Source organism: Psychrobacter sp. FDAARGOS_221, assembly GCF_002313155.2.
GTDB lineage: Bacteria > Pseudomonadota > Gammaproteobacteria > Pseudomonadales > Moraxellaceae > Psychrobacter.
The window spans coordinates 690244-705832 of sequence record NZ_NWFK02000001.1 but is presented as its reverse complement, the minus strand read 5'-3'; the positions used below and the strand labels follow the sequence as shown (position 1 = coordinate 705832).

The 15589-nt window shown below is 42.4% G+C and carries 21 protein-coding genes; 19 read left to right on the top strand and 2 right to left on the bottom strand.

Annotated features, from left to right (window positions below; all coding sequences use genetic code 11):
* Positions 1 to 60 precede the first annotated feature (60 nt).
* The 4 genes from A6J60_RS03000 to A6J60_RS02985 all read left to right on the top strand — a co-directional run bounded on the left by A6J60_RS03000 (position 61) and on the right by A6J60_RS02985 (position 6089).
* Complete coding sequence (locus A6J60_RS03000; RefSeq protein WP_096064674.1) at positions 61 to 360, top strand: integration host factor subunit beta; 300 nt, start codon at positions 61 to 63, stop codon at positions 358 to 360.
* A 69-nt stretch (positions 361 to 429) separates the two neighbouring features.
* Positions 430 to 1650, top strand: coding sequence for a CNNM domain-containing protein (locus A6J60_RS02995; RefSeq protein WP_096064673.1), 1221 nt, complete (start codon positions 430 to 432; stop codon positions 1648 to 1650).
* A gap of 399 nt (positions 1651 to 2049) precedes the next feature.
* The gene (locus A6J60_RS02990; protein WP_096064672.1) at positions 2050 to 2535 is read left to right on the top strand and encodes a hypothetical protein; all 486 of its coding nucleotides are present in this window, start codon (positions 2050 to 2052) and stop codon (positions 2533 to 2535) included.
* 335 nt (positions 2536 to 2870) lie between these two features.
* On the top strand, positions 2871 to 6089 hold the full coding sequence (locus A6J60_RS02985; RefSeq protein ID WP_096064671.1) for a lytic transglycosylase: 3219 nt from the start codon (positions 2871 to 2873) through the stop codon (positions 6087 to 6089).
* A gap of 269 nt (positions 6090 to 6358) precedes the next feature.
* Here A6J60_RS02985 and A6J60_RS02980 read toward each other — a convergent pair whose 3' ends face one another.
* Entirely contained in the window at positions 6359 to 7045 is a 687-nt protein-coding gene (locus tag A6J60_RS02980; RefSeq protein WP_096064670.1) for an XRE family transcriptional regulator, read from the bottom strand.
* A 196-nt stretch (positions 7046 to 7241) separates the two neighbouring features.
* Here A6J60_RS02980 and A6J60_RS02975 point away from each other — a divergent pair, with 196 nt between their 5' ends.
* Together A6J60_RS02975 and A6J60_RS02970 are read left to right on the top strand one after the other, a co-directional pair.
* Complete coding sequence (locus A6J60_RS02975) at positions 7242 to 7505, top strand: helix-turn-helix domain-containing protein (protein ID WP_096064669.1); 264 nt, start codon at positions 7242 to 7244, stop codon at positions 7503 to 7505.
* 12 nt (positions 7506 to 7517) lie between these two features.
* Positions 7518 to 9530 (top strand): transposase domain-containing protein, encoded by a 2013-nt coding sequence (locus A6J60_RS02970; protein WP_096064668.1) that lies wholly within the window; start codon positions 7518 to 7520, stop codon positions 9528 to 9530.
* Positions 9531 to 9559: 29 nt separating this feature from the next.
* On the opposite strand, the gene A6J60_RS02965 is transcribed toward A6J60_RS02970, so the two are convergent.
* Positions 9560 to 10132 carry a hypothetical protein gene (locus A6J60_RS02965; protein WP_096064667.1) on the bottom strand — a complete coding sequence of 191 codons (573 nt, stop codon included), beginning with the start codon at positions 10130 to 10132 and terminating at the stop codon, positions 9560 to 9562.
* A gap of 33 nt (positions 10133 to 10165) precedes the next feature.
* Between A6J60_RS02965 and A6J60_RS02960 the strand changes: the two genes are divergently transcribed.
* From A6J60_RS02960 to A6J60_RS02900, 13 genes are all read left to right on the top strand, one after another.
* A complete protein-coding gene (locus tag A6J60_RS02960; protein WP_096064666.1) occupies positions 10166 to 11074 on the top strand; it encodes an AAA family ATPase in 909 nt (302 codons plus the stop codon).
* Positions 11075 to 11077: 3 nt separating this feature from the next.
* Complete coding sequence (locus tag A6J60_RS02955) at positions 11078 to 11620, top strand: regulatory protein GemA (RefSeq protein ID WP_096064665.1); 543 nt, start codon at positions 11078 to 11080, stop codon at positions 11618 to 11620.
* A 10-nt stretch (positions 11621 to 11630) separates the two neighbouring features.
* A complete protein-coding gene (locus A6J60_RS02950; RefSeq protein ID WP_096064664.1) occupies positions 11631 to 12020 on the top strand; it encodes a Mor transcription activator family protein in 390 nt (129 codons plus the stop codon).
* A gap of 43 nt (positions 12021 to 12063) precedes the next feature.
* The gene (locus tag A6J60_RS02945) at positions 12064 to 12291 is read left to right on the top strand and encodes a hypothetical protein (RefSeq protein WP_096064663.1); all 228 of its coding nucleotides are present in this window, start codon (positions 12064 to 12066) and stop codon (positions 12289 to 12291) included.
* Between the two features lie 42 nt (positions 12292 to 12333).
* Positions 12334 to 12963 (top strand): DUF3164 family protein, encoded by a 630-nt coding sequence (locus A6J60_RS02940; protein WP_096064662.1) that lies wholly within the window; start codon positions 12334 to 12336, stop codon positions 12961 to 12963.
* A gap of 9 nt (positions 12964 to 12972) precedes the next feature.
* The gene (locus A6J60_RS02935) at positions 12973 to 13215 is read left to right on the top strand and encodes a hypothetical protein (protein ID WP_096064661.1); all 243 of its coding nucleotides are present in this window, start codon (positions 12973 to 12975) and stop codon (positions 13213 to 13215) included.
* A complete protein-coding gene (locus A6J60_RS02930) occupies positions 13215 to 13421 on the top strand; it encodes a hypothetical protein (RefSeq protein WP_096064660.1) in 207 nt (68 codons plus the stop codon). The genes A6J60_RS02935 and A6J60_RS02930 overlap by 1 nt, the downstream gene beginning before the upstream one ends.
* Positions 13422 to 13474: 53 nt before the next feature.
* On the top strand, positions 13475 to 13747 hold the full coding sequence (locus A6J60_RS02925; protein ID WP_096064659.1) for an HU family DNA-binding protein: 273 nt from the start codon (positions 13475 to 13477) through the stop codon (positions 13745 to 13747).
* 92 nt (positions 13748 to 13839) lie between these two features.
* Positions 13840 to 14496: a M15 family metallopeptidase gene (locus tag A6J60_RS02920; protein ID WP_264755562.1), complete on the top strand. Its 657-nt coding sequence runs from the start codon at positions 13840 to 13842 to the stop codon at positions 14494 to 14496.
* 27 nt (positions 14497 to 14523) lie between these two features.
* Entirely contained in the window at positions 14524 to 14706 is a 183-nt protein-coding gene (locus tag A6J60_RS02915; RefSeq protein ID WP_096064658.1) for a hypothetical protein, read from the top strand.
* A gap of 2 nt (positions 14707 to 14708) precedes the next feature.
* The gene (locus tag A6J60_RS02910) at positions 14709 to 14930 is read left to right on the top strand and encodes a TraR/DksA C4-type zinc finger protein (protein ID WP_096064657.1); all 222 of its coding nucleotides are present in this window, start codon (positions 14709 to 14711) and stop codon (positions 14928 to 14930) included.
* Between the two features lie 3 nt (positions 14931 to 14933).
* A complete protein-coding gene (locus A6J60_RS02905; protein WP_193778014.1) occupies positions 14934 to 15281 on the top strand; it encodes a DUF2730 family protein in 348 nt (115 codons plus the stop codon).
* A gap of 1 nt (position 15282) precedes the next feature.
* Complete coding sequence (locus tag A6J60_RS02900) at positions 15283 to 15582, top strand: hypothetical protein (RefSeq protein WP_096064655.1); 300 nt, start codon at positions 15283 to 15285, stop codon at positions 15580 to 15582.
* The last annotated feature ends 7 nt before the right edge of the window (positions 15583 to 15589 follow it).

The following is a 15589-nucleotide window of genomic DNA, read 5'->3' as shown; positions in this document are numbered from 1 at the left end:
ATTTAAAGCCATTTATTATTATATTAATTTTTAACTATTATTTATTAAGGTCACAAGGATATGACAAGTATTATAAATAAATCAGATTTAATCCAAGACGTAGCATCACGTTGCGACTACATTACTGATTCAGACGTCGATAGCGCAGTGCGAGAAATTTTGGCACTGTTATCAGACAATCTTATCAATAACAGCCGTATAGAAATTCGCGGTTTTGGTACCTTTTGTTTACACCATCGTGATGCCAGACAAGGGCGTAATCCAAAGACTGGTGAAACCGTATTGGTACCGGCAAAAGCCATTCCTCACTTTAAGCCAGGCAAAGCATTGCGTGAAGGTGTCAATGATAAATGGATGTAATCCAACCTCAATTAATGCTATCCTGTAGCCCTTATTCTTCATTATGTTTAACTACATTAGGTGTTTGACTTGAAAGCTCGATTTAGAACATCAGCATTGTTTTCCCGTAAAAAGACAACTTTACTTGCACTATTAGTCATGATGCCGTTAGCTGCTTACGCCGCTGGTGGTGCCGTTGACACCGCAATACAGACCTCTAGTTACAGCTTTCATGTATTTATGCTCATTGGGTTTGTGACGCTATCCGTTGCCGTCTCCTTTGTGTGTTCTGTTTCTGAAGCTGCGTTACTGACAATGACGCCTTCTTATGTGGCTTCTATTGCAGAAGAAAATCCTAAAAAATCAGCGATGTTGAAAAACGTCAAAGTCGACAATATCGATCAATCAATCGCTGCTATTTTGACTTTAAATACAGTCGCACACACAGTAGGTTCTATTGGAGCGGGTGCTCAGGCGACTATCGTCTTTGGTAGCCAGTGGTTTGGTGTGTTCTCAGCGGCAATGACGTTAATTATTCTTATCGGCTCTGAGATTATCCCTAAAACATTGGGCACTGTTTATTGGCGCCAGTTATCAGGCCCTGTTGCTTATTTTGTTAAAGCTATCATCTTTATGTTATACCCATTAATTTGGGTATCTGAGAAGTTAACCAAACTGTTAACCCGTGGTAAAAAGGCACATTCATTTAGCCGAAATGAGTTTGCTGCACTAGCAAGCGTGGGTGAGCAGTCAGGTCAAATAGATCCGTTAGAATCTAGAATTATTCGTAATTTATTAGCTTTTGGTGCGATCAAAGTTGAAGATATCATGACGCCTCGTTCAGTGATGCATGCCTTTGATCAATCTATTACCGTGGCTGAGCTTTTGGCCAATCGTCCTAAGCTGATGTTCTCAAGACTGCCGATTTATGATGAAGATCTAGATAAGGTGACAGGCTTTGTGCTTAAGTCCGATATTTTATTAGCCAAAGCTAATAATCACATGGACAAGCCACTTGAAAGCTATAAGCGTGAGATTACCTTTGTGTTCTCAAAAATGAAGCTGTTTGATTTGCTTGATTTGATGTTAAATAGCCGAATCCATATCGCCATTACTGTTGGTGAGTATGGTGAGGTGAAAGGACTGGTAACGTTAGAAGATGTGCTTGAGACGTTATTGGGACTAGAGATTGTTGATGAAGTCGATAGAGTAGAGGATATGCAGGCGTTAGCACGACAAATGATGCAACGTCGCTCTGCACGTTTGGGTATGCTGGTTGAAGATGACGATACCCATGAGAACAACCAGTAGCCGAACCAATATCTAAGTCTTTTTAATAAAGAGGCTTAATAGGCTAGTTCATTAACAGTTTGGTAATAGGCATAGTAAAAAATCATGCTAGTTAGTGAGTAAATCTTGTGTTTTGTCACTAATTATTACATGCGGTTAATATTCAGCTAGGATTGTCATCTTGTTAATATAGTAAGATAAGGCCACATACTAAGGCACGTGTCCTGTTATTTGATGTCAAATCGTTTAATGCCAAAGGCAAACATTTCCATGACAGAAATGATAAAAGTGACAACGACTACTGACTGATCACTTAAGTGCTCATCGTTTAAAACAGTTAAGTTAAGACAGCTACTTAAGACAGTCAACACGTAAACATACTAACAATAAATAATCTCATAATTAACAAAGGATCAAACCATGGCTATTTTTAATACAAATAACCTATTATCAACTGTTATTGCACCAGTTGCTATGGCGACAGCAGTAAGCTTAACAGCAACAGCTGCTCAAGCTGCCGACCTTTCTGAAGCCGACGTTCAAAACTATGCGGCAAAAATGAAGCAAGCGGCAAATAGCAAAAACGTCAGCCAAGTATCAAATCTAGTGGCTGATGAAGCCTTGATTTCATTATCACGTCGTGGCAAAACGACCAGCTTAGATAAGTCAGCTTATCTTAATTTGTTACAAAAAAGTTGGACGAACTCAAGCAACTATACTTATGATATCAGTATATCTAATGTCGTCATTAGCGGCAGTCAAGCCAAAGCAGACGTTAAAACCGTTGAGTCTTGGGTGAAAGATGGTGAGAAAAGAACATTTACCACTTCTTCAAGAGCCACTTTAAAAGCAGGTAACAATAACGCGGTACTACTACGTGCTGTATCACAAGTGACTATTGATTAAGTTGATTGTGATTAAGCCGATTTAGCTAATTAAGTTATTTCAAAATTAGGCTTAAGATTAACACCTTATTTGTTACAAACAGCTTGCGACTAGATACGTCTCATTAGATGCATCATTTTTATGGTGTCTAGCGGGTCGTATCTGGTTTGCTATATAAATTAAGCACTTCAATTGAGTGCATTTTACAGCTTACCGCACATTAGACTGCTAACAAGTAAACAGCGGCACATATTGGCTAGATATTGACCGGGCTATATTGAGCCCGCTTACTCATTTTTTACTTACTATTATAATTTTTATTTCATCTACATTTCTTCTACTGGGTTATTACTGTTATGGACTTTAGAAAAACTTCCGTTCAATTCTGCAAACTTCCTTTAGTCATCGCTATAGGTTCAGTTTTCTTAGCAAGTTGTAGTAGCAATACAGCGCCGGTTGCAGGCGGAACGTCGACTAGAGTCCCAGTGGCTCAGAACGAAGCGGTATCAAATGTACCAGCCACTGACAGTAGCTACAGCACCTCACTGTTAGACGATGACAGCTTAGCAGAGCTTGAGAACCTATTAGAAGCCACCGATATGAAAATGGTGGAAGATGATAAGTTGGCCATTCAGCAATACGGTAACTTATGGGACAGAATGCGCGCTGGATTTCGCATGGACCAAAGCTATGGCTTTAGCCAACAGCAGCGTATCGATGCTCAGAAAAACTGGTTTATCACACGTCAAGAATATATCAACCGATTAACAGCGCGTGCCAGTCGCTATTTGTACCATACGATTAGAGAAGCTGAGCGTCGTAACATTCCGACCGAGCTTGCACTACTGCCTGTCATTGAAAGTTCTTATGATCCAACCGGTACCAGTAATGCCGCCGCTGCTGGTTTATGGCAGTTCATTCCTAGCACCGGCCGTATTTATGGCTTAACCCAAACGCCAACCTATGATGGTCGTCGTGATGTTATCGAATCGACTCGTGCTGCATACGACTTCTTAACCTCATTATATAATCAGTTTGGCAGCTGGGAGTTGGCCCTAGCGTCTTATAACGCAGGTCCAGGACGTGTACAAAAAGCAATAGATGCCAACCGTGCGCGTGGCTTACCCACTGATTATTGGTCACTGTCTTTACCGACTGAGACCATGCACTATGTGCCACGCTTTATGGCAGTAGCCCAAATCGTTAAAGACACCAATCAATACAGTATCGCTTTACCAGCCATTGCTAACCGTCAGCATTTCAGAAGTGTTCCGGTTAACTATGGTGTTAGCCTGTACGAAGTGTCACAGATTACCGGTGTTAGCTATGACGAGCTAAAAGCATTGAACCCAGCCTTAACAAATGGCCGAGTCGATACGTCTGGTCCTAACCGTGTCATTATTCCTAACCAAATTAATGTGTTAGTAGATTCTAAACTAAGTAATCTAAATGGTAATGGCGGTACGGTAAGTGGCAGCACAACGCCTTATACTATCCCTGACTCACAATATGAAGTCATGGCGAAATCTCCTGAAGGCTTAGCGGAGTTCGCCAGTAAAGCACGTGCACCGCAGCAGAATAACACCTATATTGCGCCCAATGTATCAGCCTCTGTGAATACCTCAACCACGCAAGAACCACCTATCAGTGATGCTGAAAAAAGAAAAATTGAATCTGAGCTAGCGACTTCAAACACGCTGCCGACTACCTCTGCGCAACTAACTAAGAACGATACCATTGTGCAAGAGCCGCCTTTGTCACCTGAAGAAAAAGAATTTATTTCACAGCAAATTCGTCAGCAGTCTCCAGGTGTGGGTGAAGTAGTAAGCTCGGTCGATGGTAATATTAAGTTGGAAGCAATTCAGACCCAGCAGTCAATTTTGGAAGCGCGTGGTGAAGAAAAGCGTATCAGCTTTGATCGCTCTACAAGCACTGCACCAACCACATCATCATCGTCAACACAACAGCAACCTGCTACGCCACCTAAGCCTGCCGGCACACGCAGTGTTTATACCGTACAACGTGGAGACACCTTAGTTAATATCGCCTCTAGAGCTGGACTTAACTGGCGCGATATTGCGGATTGGAACCAAATTAATCCAAATTCGACATTAATGGCCGGTACTAAATTGTATTTATACAATGCACAGCCGATCGCACCTCTTGGCTCAGCAGCCAAGCCTGACCCTAGTCAAAGTGGTGCGCAACCAAATACCTATATTGTTCGTCCAGGCGATACCTTAATCGGCACGGCTAACCGTGTTGGTTTGAGTGTCTCACGTTTGGCAAGCTATAACGGATTATCGACCAATGCTCAGCTCCGTACCGGCCAAAAGCTTTGGTTAATCCCAGGTAAGGTCGAAACCAGTAGCAGCAGCACTTCTACTAACAGTGCATCAGCTTACAAAGGGAAAACCCAAAGTTATACCGTCAAAAGAGGTGAGGGCTTAATTGCTCTGGCTTCACGATTTAACGTGTCTGTTGATACCTTGGCGGCTATGAATGGCTTAGAAACCAACGAGCAGTTATTGGTAGGTCAGCGCTTAACAGTGCCAGCCCAATCAACACAGTCTACAACCACAAATACTAATAGCAGTCAGTCTAAGAGCAGTGGCTCATCTAATAGCTACCAAGGTGAAACCACCACTTATACGGTAAAATCTGGTGATACATTAATTGGTATTGCTAATAAGCTGGGTGTTTCGCATACCCAAATTGCAGAAATGAATAATATTTCTGACACAGGTCAGCTATTACGTGGGCAAAAATTGAAGTTGCCGGCAACCAAAGAACAAGTGTCCGTTAAAGTGAGCAATGAAGCGGTTAGCTATAAAGTGAAACCTGGTGATTCATTAACCAGTGTTGCCAATAAGTACAAAGTATCTGTCAGTGATCTTGCTAAAGCCAATAATGTCAGCCCAACGGCAAACTTAATTATCGGTCAGACATTGACCATTCCAGCAGGCGGCTCACAGCCTGTTAGCAGTCAGACAAGTAATCAAACAAGCAATAAGTCAACATCAACCAATACCTCAACGGCCTCTAAAGTATCTTATACAGGTACTTATAAGGTAAAAGCAGGTGATGGTCTGATTAACTTAGCGCGTGAGTATGGTGTGTCTGCCGCTGATTTAGCAGCAGCGAACGGCATTAGTGCAACGGCTGGGTTGCGTATTGGTCAAACGCTTAAGGTACCAAACACCAAGTCTGGCGTTAGCACTAGCAGTTCAAATAGCCAGTCGAGTACTAGCAGCAGCTCAAGCTCAGCTACTACTACAAGTGGCAACTATACCGTTAAATCTGGCGACTCGCTTAATCGCCTAGCCAGTCAGCATGGACTGACAGTGAGTCAATTGGCTTCTGCGAATGGTCTAAGTACCACAGCAGAGCTACAGATTGGTCAAAAAATTACCATCCCATCTACTACTACCACTTATAAAGTAAAATCAGGGGATAGTTTGATTGGTTTGGCTAAGAAATACGGTATGACGCCACAGAAGTTCGCTGAACTTAATGGTATTAGCAGCAACACCATGCTACAAGTTGGACAGATTCTAAAAGTACCTGTCCAATAAATACTGTGGACTCCCTATTGTAACCAATCACTAAATATGGGAATAAGTTAAACTATGCGGGAATAGATGGGACAAGCCCCATGAAGTCCACGTAATTCCAAGGTTTGAAAGATTCAAAAGTTCGACGTTTTAAATTATTCTCATTTTAGCACACCAGCCGATTTAGGGCGATATAGCCAGTTAAAATGGGAATACGCTGACGGGCTTTAAAAGATGTTTAAATGAGTTTTAAAAGGGTGGCTTAGGCTGCCCTTTTTCGTGGGCAAAGATTAGTCAGGAAGATCGTAACTGGCATGGATGACTTGACCGCATATCTCAATATCATTAGCTTGCATATCCTGCTTGGATATATCGAAGCTGTCATAGGCTTTGTTATCGCTGATAAGCCTTAGCCCGCCTGTCGGTATCCACTGAGTACGCTTGACATACAGCCTGTCATCAATGCGGATGACGTACACTTTGCCATCCAGCGCTTGGTTGCGCTCTCTATTAATGACGATAGCTGCATTCTCTGGAATGGTAGGAATCATTGAGTCACCTTCTGTGAACAGCACCGCTAAACACTTAACAGTTAAACCCCTTGCTTGCACCCAGTGGCGGCGAAACGCTAGGTATTTGTTGGGCTTAATAGTGCCGTCATTGAACATGCCATGCCCTGCACTGACAGCGATGTCAAAAGCAGGTATATGGACGTATTCATCATCATTAACCGCTTCTGAGTCAGGTGCTAGCTGCTGTGGTGGTTGAGACTCTGTATCACCAAAGATTAACCAGTCTAGGCTTACATTTGCTGCTTTAGCAAATGCTGCAATATTTGAAAGCTTGGCATCTGATGATCCATCCTTCCACCTACCAATAGTCGGATTGGATACACCAATAATCGAAGATGCTTTACCCACTCCACCTATCTTATCAATCGCAATATCAATCCGCTCAGCAAACTCTTTTATATACATGTTATAAACCTTTAAATATGTATGTTTAATATCTATGTTCTATTTATATACATGTTTCATCAAAGCTATATACATCAGTGGATTACGATAAGTAAGTTATGTTTTTTACTTTTTTTTACATGTATATAGATATATATGTTGAATTTATATTACATACATGTTGTAATACACATGTCAGCTTAAAGGAGAAACTAAGATGAACAACGTACAAGTAAGTAAAAAAAATACGCACGACTGGCATCGTGCGGATATTGTTGCCGCCTTACATAAAAAAGGCTGGAGTGTAGCTAGATTGGCAAGAGAACATGGCTTATCCCCCAGTACGCTTAGAAGTGCGCTAGATAAGCCATATCCAAAATCTGAAAGGTTAATAGCAGAAGCGATTGGAGTCGAACCTGAAACTATCTGGCCTCAAAGATTTGCACAAAGAAACTACACCCCTAGTCTACACTCATGTTAGGAGAAAATAAACATGAATGTAGAAATTAAAAAGTATTATACCGCAAAAGAGCTAGCAAACATGCAACTTACATGTTTACCAACTTTCCATGCGAATGTACGGAAAAAGGCATCTAAAGAGGGTTGGGCTTGCAGAAAACGGGTTGGGCGTGGTGGTGGTCTTGAATACGCCTTTGAAAGCCTGCCTGAGGATGCTCAAAACGAAATCCATATCAAGGTTGCCAAGCAGGTAGCAAAGCAACAAGCTCGTGAAGCAAAAGACAATCAGCCCAAACAGGCAGATGAACCTAAACAGGCAAACTATTTGCCAGAAGTGCTTTGGAGTGGCTGGGAGGATGCTACAGCTAAGCAAAAACAGAAAGCTACTGAACAAGTGGGTAACTGCTTTGCTGTTGATGACTTAATCAACACGGGCATGGGTACTGTGCAAGCGATTGAGCAAGTTGCTGCCGATACCGGTGTTAGCAAAGGCTCATTAAAGCGCTGGTATTACAAGGTACGCAACTTTGAGCGTAGTGATTGGTTGCCAATATTAATCGGTAACTATCACAAAAGCAAAAAGCGTCAAGCGGACTTTACCCCTGAAGCATGGGAGGCGTTTAAAGCAGATTACTTACGCCTTGAACGTCCACAGATGGGTACTTGCTACGAGCGTTTAAAACTTTTAGCAAAAGAGCATGGTTGGACGATACCTAGTCTTAGCAGTGTCAAGCGTAAGCTTAAGCGTGAAGTGCCGATGACCCAGCAAGTGTTACTACGTCAAGGAGATCATAAGCTGTTTGAAATGTACCCATCTCTACAACGTAGTGTTGAGTCACTTGAGGCTATGGAGTGGATTAATGGCGATGGCTACAAACACAATGTGTTTGTTGAGTTTCCTGATGGGGAGATTTGCAGACCAGTGACGTGGTTTTGGCAAGACGTGCGTACTCGCAAGATACTTGCTTACCGTACTGATAAGTCTGAAAACACTGACACTATCCGTTTATCTTTAATGGATTTGATATATCGCTACGGCATACCTCGTGAAGCAACTATTGATAATACCCGTGCGGCTGCTAACAAGAAGATGACAGGTGGCGTGCCTAACCGTTACCGCTTCAAAGTGAAAGAGGACGAGCCTGATGGGATTTTGAAAATACTTGGTATCAAGGTGCATTGGACGAGTGTGAACTATGGCAAAGGGCATGGTCAGGCAAAACCAATTGAACGTGCATTTAGTCACGGCGGCCTTGGTGAAACGGTAGATAAAGACATGCTACTTAGAGGACATAACACGGGTGGTAGTGCTAAAGATAAGCCTGATAATTATCACGGTGGTAAACGTGGAGCAAGCTATGAAGACTTTATTACCGCATTGGATAAGGGAGTTGATCTTTGGAACAACCGTGAGGGGCGTGATACTGAATTGTGTTTAAAGCGGTATAGCTTTAACCAAGTGTTTGAGCGTGATTATGCACAAGCGACGATACGCCGTGCCACCACTGAGCAGATGCGCCTGCTAATGCTAACCAGTGAGGCGGTGACGTTGAAACACAATGGTACGTTTGAGTCTCATTCTGGCGGTAGCATTGATGGACAGAAAAACCGTTATGAGGCGGTGGACTTAATCGGTAGTCATCATAAGAAAGTGGTTATCCGCTTTGATCCTCAAAAGCTACATGAGAATGTGCTGGTATATAGCTTGGATGGTAGGTTTTTGGCTGAAGCAGTTTGTACCAAGAAAGTCGCCTTTGGTGATACGGCTAAGGCTCGTGAGCACAGTAGAGATCTTAGACAGCGTATTAGACATGAGAAAGCTGCTGCTAAAGCACAGTTGAAGATGACTAAGAGACAGTATGCGGAGCTTGAAGCGGCGATTGAGGTGAAAGATGATGCACCTCCAATACCAAGTATTACTGAGATTATGAGAATAGAAGGAAATACGGTGCGGAAGCAGACAGCTGATGCAGATGACGAGTGGGAACATCAAGATGACTATATGAATTATATAGCAATGTTAAAAAAGGAGATGAGTGATGAGTAAGACAACACAAGCAAAAAACCCAATGCAAACTAAAAATCTTTCAAACGATAGTGATCACCGTCTAGCACCATGTCTGAAAGCAGAAGCTGACCAAAATCAGTTGCAACAATCTTCTGCCAAAAAGACCAAGGGGTTTGATTTAAGTCGTCTAGAAGACCACCAGCTTCGGGAGGAAGCACAGGAATACCGTCAAAAATTGCATGACAGTCGGCTACTAACTGCACCGACATTTGAATTTCTTTCATCTCAGATACAGACTCAAAATTTTCAAGATCTTCAAGCTCAGATTGCAACTCTTGTGAATAGCAGAGCATTCGCCAACGTGTGCAAGCTAACAAAAGACGAGCGACAGGGGTTTGCCACTTTTTTGTCTTGTTGCGCCGTGTTGTATCAGCAAGGCAAAAAGAAAAGATCTCGTTTTTGTTGGCATGCTCCCATCGGTAAAATTCATCGCTACCTACAATTAAAAGGCATCTTTTTAGATTAATAAAGTCCTCATCACTCCAACCCTCAAAAGCAATACGTTGCATCTCGTGAAAGGTGTAAAACATATTTTGAAAGCTGTTGGATACGGTGAGTGGCGTATTATAAAACTTAAGCATAACGAACCTCTTAAATAGAAGAGAGAAAATATTATGACATTAACAGATCAAGTAAAACAACTGATAGAAGAAAAAGGCTTAACTCAAACCCAAGTTGCCAAAGAATGTGGCTTTAGCTCTGGTGCGTTAAGCAGCTTTTTTAAGGGTAGTTATAAAGGTGATAACGAGAAGCTGGAGGCGTCACTGCAAAGCTGGTATGACGCACAAACAAAGCAGACTGCTACGTTTGTCTCTGCTCCTGACTTTGTAGAGACACCTACTGCGACAAAGATATTTGCTGACTGCGACTTTTTGAAGATGTTCGGCAAGATGGGTGTGGTATACGGCGCATCTGGCGTTGGTAAGACGCAAGCGGCTCGCCAATACACCAAAGCCAATAATAACGTATGGATGATAACCGCACGCCCTAGCATTTGCACTATCAATGAAGTGCTGTATGAAATGGCGTTAGAGCTTGGTATCAGTGATGCCCCTAAGCGTGCTGGCAAACTATCACGCATCTTAAAGTCGAAACTCTCAGGCACCAAGGGCTTGATGATTATTGATGAAGCTGACCACTTACCACTTAAGGTGTTAGAAGAATTACGCATCTTGCAAGAAGACAGTGAAGTCGGCTTTATGCTAATCGGTAATGACAAGGTGTATACACAGATGCAAGGTGGATTTAACCAGCGTCACCAGTTTGCACGGCTTTGGAGTCGTAACGCCAAAAGACAATCAGTACAACAGAACAGCAAAAAGGATATCGATGCAGTAGCACAGGCTTGGGGGCTTGAGCTGTCTGACACCAAGCTGATGAATGCCTTATATAGCATTGGTCAAGGTGCTGGCTCATTGCGTGCCCTAACCAACTACTTGCAACTTGCAGGACTAACTGCCAAGGCTCGCAATGAGCCAATCACGCTACCGCTGATCTTATCAGCACAGAAGCAAATGGGGTGAGTTATGACGACTAATACGACGACTATCTATAAGAACAAGCTCAAACGCACTATAAAGACTGGCATGCATGCGCTACAGCTGGATGATGCGACTTACAGAGATATGTTGGCTAACGTTAGCCAGCGTGTCAGTGGCAGTGCCAAGCGTAGCATCAAAAACATGACTTTGGCTGAGCTTAACGGCGTGATTGATGAGATGCGTAGTAAAGGCTTTGAGGCCAGACGTGGTAAGTACAGTGGTAAAAAAGACAACTCTGTCCGCAATAAAGATGAGCAAAGGATTGAACGGCCTATGCTAGGCAAAGTCCAAGCGCTGTGGATCACGATGCACCAGCAAGGATTTGTAAAAGATGGTAGCGATAATGCGCTGAATGCCTTTGCTCGTAAGCTGTTTAACAAGCAACGCAAGCAGGATGATAAGCCGCTTATTATCAACTTGCGTGGTGCTGATGATAGAGAACTTTGGCAGTTAATCGAAACACTAAAAAGCTGGCAGCAACGAGAAGAAGATAAGTTGCGACTACAAAAACTGAAAAACGACAAGTAAGGGGTTAATCATGGCGGATACAAAAAAAGAAGAAGTAAGTGCGGCTGGTATGTCACTTGATGTGTTTGATGTATCCGCTCCTGAATTGATCAAAGACTTGGCGGGCACAGTCGCCCATGTCGGTGTTAAGCACTATGGTCTTACACCAGTTACTGCAAACAAGCTTGGCGTTGATGTTGCACTGGCGTTTGCTGAGCAAGCTGGCGGTACGCAAGTGTATATCCCTATTACACTAAGCGTAAAAATCAGTAATAGAGATATGCAGATGTACGAGAAATTCAACGGCAGCAATCATAATCAGCTAGCAAAAGAGTTTGGCTGTAGCGTAGCTTGGGTATATGCAGTGATAAAGCGTGTTCGCAAACAGATGCAAGATAAAAACCAACCAAACCTGTTTTAAATTAGCTTTAAAGACGTTTAAAACACATTAAGAGGATAAGACGATGTTAGATGAATATATTGAAAATATTGAACCTGCCAAAACCGCTAAAACCGGTAAAGAGAGAAGCATCAAAGACTGGTTGCGTGCAGACAACAGACGCAATGCGCTTGAGCGTGATATTGCACAGATGAAGCGTCATGTAGACACAGTGCATCTGTGGCTGCGTGTGGGGGTAGCAATGTTAGTACTGGTGCTGGCTATGCAACTGATGCTGTGGTTTGCACAGTAAGTAGCCAGATATAACTTATTTAATAATAAAAGGAATTGCGGTATGACTCATTATCAAGAACATCAAGAACAAGTGCCAGCAGGCTATATGCTCAACGAAAAAGGCTATCACGTGCCTATCGATAAGATAAAACCTATTGATAGGCTACGAGATGAGCAAGTCAAAATGATGATTAAGGATGCCAAGCACTTACGAGGTGTGATGCAGGATATTAAGGCCTCTTTATTTGCTGATTTTAGAGACTTTTTGGACTTGTCTGCTGCTGAATATGACACTGAATATGGTGGTAAAAAAGGCAATGTCAGTCTGCCAAGCTTTGACGGTAAATACAAAGTACAGATTGCTATCCAAGATCATATTGTCTTTGATGAACGCTTGCAGATAGCCCAAAACCTTATTCACGCATGTATTGAAGAATGGGGTGCAAGCAGTGCCAAAGAGATTATGACCCTAGTTAATGATGCGTTCCAAGTGGATAAAGAAGGTAAAGTTAGCACCCAGCGTGTGCTTGGCCTACGCCGTCACAACTTTGAGCATCCCAAGTGGGAAAAAGCAATGGAAGCCATTGCGGATGCTATGCAAGTAACTAGCAGCACTGAATATATGCGTTTTTATGAGCGTGATGAGCATGGTAAGTATCATCAAATTTCATTGGATTTTAGTAAGGTATAGGATGGTCGTATGAAACATATTGAAATTAAAGTCAAAGATGATAGGGATAAACCTTGGATTGAAGAATATCAAATTGATAATAATCAGGACGAGTATAAATGGGCGACTAGAACAATTAAGTCTTTCAATGAAAGTTTAAGACCTGATGAAAGGCCTAGAACGCTTCTTGATGTCAAAGTCGTCATGGTCACTCACGATGATGAAGATGACGACCTTAAAGATGATGAAAATGATGAAAACTGGGAGTGGTAATGAAAATTAGCAAAATGCGTAAAGTATTCCCATTCTATGAGCAACATGGAAACTTGGTTTATATTGGCGGTGTGCAACGAAAACTAAGGCCTGATGAAGAAGATTTACTTTTTCGAGTTTTGGTTAGTCGTAAAATATCACGATTTGCAAAAAAGTTAGGTAAAGCAGTAAAAGCATTGCAAGCCAAACAACCTAAACATTTATAGTTAGCCGCCACCAGTCGGATACTGGGAAATAAATCAAAATAAGGAATTAAACAATGAACAAACAAGATCTAATTAACAAAATGGCAGAAGACGCTGGTATCACAAAAGAGCAAGCTCGCTCTGCACTACAAGCGTTTGAGTATGGCGTAACAGAAGCACTAGCAAATGGTGATAACGTGCAAATGGTTGGCTTTGGCACCTTTAGTACTGCAAAGCGTAAGTCACGTATTGGCCGTAACCCTAAGACTGGCGAATCTTTGCAAATCCCTGCTAAAAACGTGGCCAAATTTAAAGCTGGTAAAAGCTTAGATGAAGCGGTCAACTGATAACTCCTTATTTAATCAGTAAACCAGTTTAATAACCTCACAGTCACACACTCGATAAACTCTAACTAATACACATTAGTTAGAGTTTTTTTATGTCTATGACTGGAGTAAATATGGGTGACAGATACGTTTTACAGATGCAACACACACTAAGACGACTTGGTTACAACTTAGCAGTCGATGGTGTCGCAGGTAAAGAGACATTAAAGACATTTAATCAAATGATTGCTGACAGTGGATTAAAAGAAGTCGAACCAGCTAAACCTGCTGCCGGTGATTGGAAGGATGACTGGGATGCCAAGCTTAAAGGTGTGCATCCTGATTTAGTTAAAGTCGTGCGCCGTGCTGCTGAACTTACTACGACCCCATTTAAAGTGATCGATGGTGTACGTAGTAAAGAGAAGATGTGGGAAATGTACGGGAAAGGTCGAACGGCTAGTCAATTGCGAGCTAAAGGCGTACCTGTTAAATACGCAAAACCTAAAGTACGAAAAGTGACGTGGCTAAACAATCCGCTGGGATCTAAACACCGTGCGCATGCAGATGGTTATGGTCATGCGGTTGATGTGTTCCCCGCACCCTACACGAATGCTGTCTGGGAGCGCATCGACTTATTTGAAGAAGTCGCTAAAGCCATGTATGCAGCGGGTGCAGAACTTGGTATTGATATAACGTGGGGCGGTAATTGGGATGGCGATAGCCGTTGGCATGAGCGTGGTGAGTACGATAACCCCCACTTTCAAATTTAGCAAATAACTTGTTATTAGGAATCTAACATGGATAAGCAAGACAGCATTTTATTCCCCATCATCCGTTATTCGCTTATCGGTCTAGGTACTAACTTGGTACAAAGCGGTTTACTCAATGCGGAACAGCTTGATACAGCAGTTGGCGCATTGATTACATTGGGTGCAACGGCGTGGTTACTCTTTAACAAAACATATAGACACAAAAGATAGCTATGGATAACGTCGATTATGCACAAAAACAGCAAGATATTATGCTGGCACAGCAATTAGCTATTGCACACGCGAAAGCACAAGTCATAACAACTCACAATCAAAACAGTGATGGTGACTATGAGTGTATTGACTGTGGCGAGCTGGTAGAGCCACAACGAGTCAAGCTGGGGCTGACTTTGCGCTGTATTGGTTGCCAGCAAGACTATGAAAAAAAAGGATAGCTGGTGCGACAAATCTTTGAATACATTACAGCTCATTGGGCAGTGTTTTTGACGCTATGCGGTACAGTTGGCTCTATCGTGTATTTGATACTAGATGCACGTTATGCACGTAAAGTAGAGATTAAAGAAGGCTTAGATTATCTCAATCTAAAATTTGATGAAGTGGAAAATCGAGTCGATAAAGTGGAACAAGAGTTACAACATCTACCCTCAGCCAAAGACCTAATGGGGCTGCAAGCGGCCATCAAAGAAATGAGGGGCGAAACATATGCATTACGTTCCAGCATTAAAGGATTGTCTCGACTGGTTGATTTGCTCGTTGAGAAAGAAGTAAACAAAGGAGATAAATAGCGTGACCAATTTAATTATAGCAGATCAGCGCCTAGCACTGCTTCAAGCATTGGTTGCTTGCAATAACGACGCCAACCAAAACATCTTGCAAACCTGCCTCGCTCAATACGGTCACAGTATCAGCATGGACTTAGTGCGTAACCATATGCTGTGGCTTGAGGAGCAAGGGCTGGTTAAAGTAAATCATATTGATGTGACAGGCTCTGACTTATTAGTAGCAACAATCACCCAGCGTGGTCTTGATGTTACAAACGGCGTGAGCGTCGTTGATGGTGTTAAAAAGCCTAATCCGAAGTATTAAGGATAGC

What these genes read in the sequence shown, in the direction of transcription:
- A6J60_RS03000 (WP_096064674.1), top strand. Translation starts at nt 61, where the DNA reads ATGACAAGTATTATAAATAAATCAGATTTAATCCAAGACGTAGCATCA.
- A6J60_RS02990 (WP_096064672.1), top strand. Translation starts at nt 2,050, where the DNA reads ATGGCTATTTTTAATACAAATAACCTATTATCAACTGTTATTGCACCA.
- A6J60_RS02985 (WP_096064671.1), top strand. Translation starts at nt 2,871, where the DNA reads ATGGACTTTAGAAAAACTTCCGTTCAATTCTGCAAACTTCCTTTAGTC.
- A6J60_RS02980 (WP_096064670.1), bottom strand. Translation starts at nt 7,045, where the DNA reads ATGTATATAAAAGAGTTTGCTGAGCGGATTGATATTGCGATTGATAAG.
- A6J60_RS02975 (WP_096064669.1), top strand. Translation starts at nt 7,242, where the DNA reads ATGAACAACGTACAAGTAAGTAAAAAAAATACGCACGACTGGCATCGT.
- A6J60_RS02970 (WP_096064668.1), top strand. Translation starts at nt 7,518, where the DNA reads ATGAATGTAGAAATTAAAAAGTATTATACCGCAAAAGAGCTAGCAAAC.
- A6J60_RS02965 (WP_096064667.1), bottom strand. Translation starts at nt 10,132, where the DNA reads ATGCTTAAGTTTTATAATACGCCACTCACCGTATCCAACAGCTTTCAA.
- A6J60_RS02960 (WP_096064666.1), top strand. Translation starts at nt 10,166, where the DNA reads ATGACATTAACAGATCAAGTAAAACAACTGATAGAAGAAAAAGGCTTA.
- A6J60_RS02955 (WP_096064665.1), top strand. Translation starts at nt 11,078, where the DNA reads ATGACGACTAATACGACGACTATCTATAAGAACAAGCTCAAACGCACT.
- A6J60_RS02950 (WP_096064664.1), top strand. Translation starts at nt 11,631, where the DNA reads ATGGCGGATACAAAAAAAGAAGAAGTAAGTGCGGCTGGTATGTCACTT.
- A6J60_RS02945 (WP_096064663.1), top strand. Translation starts at nt 12,064, where the DNA reads ATGTTAGATGAATATATTGAAAATATTGAACCTGCCAAAACCGCTAAA.
- A6J60_RS02940 (WP_096064662.1), top strand. Translation starts at nt 12,334, where the DNA reads ATGACTCATTATCAAGAACATCAAGAACAAGTGCCAGCAGGCTATATG.
- A6J60_RS02935 (WP_096064661.1), top strand. Translation starts at nt 12,973, where the DNA reads ATGAAACATATTGAAATTAAAGTCAAAGATGATAGGGATAAACCTTGG.
- A6J60_RS02930 (WP_096064660.1), top strand. Translation starts at nt 13,215, where the DNA reads ATGAAAATTAGCAAAATGCGTAAAGTATTCCCATTCTATGAGCAACAT.
- A6J60_RS02925 (WP_096064659.1), top strand. Translation starts at nt 13,475, where the DNA reads ATGAACAAACAAGATCTAATTAACAAAATGGCAGAAGACGCTGGTATC.
- A6J60_RS02920 (WP_264755562.1), top strand. Translation starts at nt 13,840, where the DNA reads ATGTCTATGACTGGAGTAAATATGGGTGACAGATACGTTTTACAGATG.
- A6J60_RS02915 (WP_096064658.1), top strand. Translation starts at nt 14,524, where the DNA reads ATGGATAAGCAAGACAGCATTTTATTCCCCATCATCCGTTATTCGCTT.
- A6J60_RS02910 (WP_096064657.1), top strand. Translation starts at nt 14,709, where the DNA reads ATGGATAACGTCGATTATGCACAAAAACAGCAAGATATTATGCTGGCA.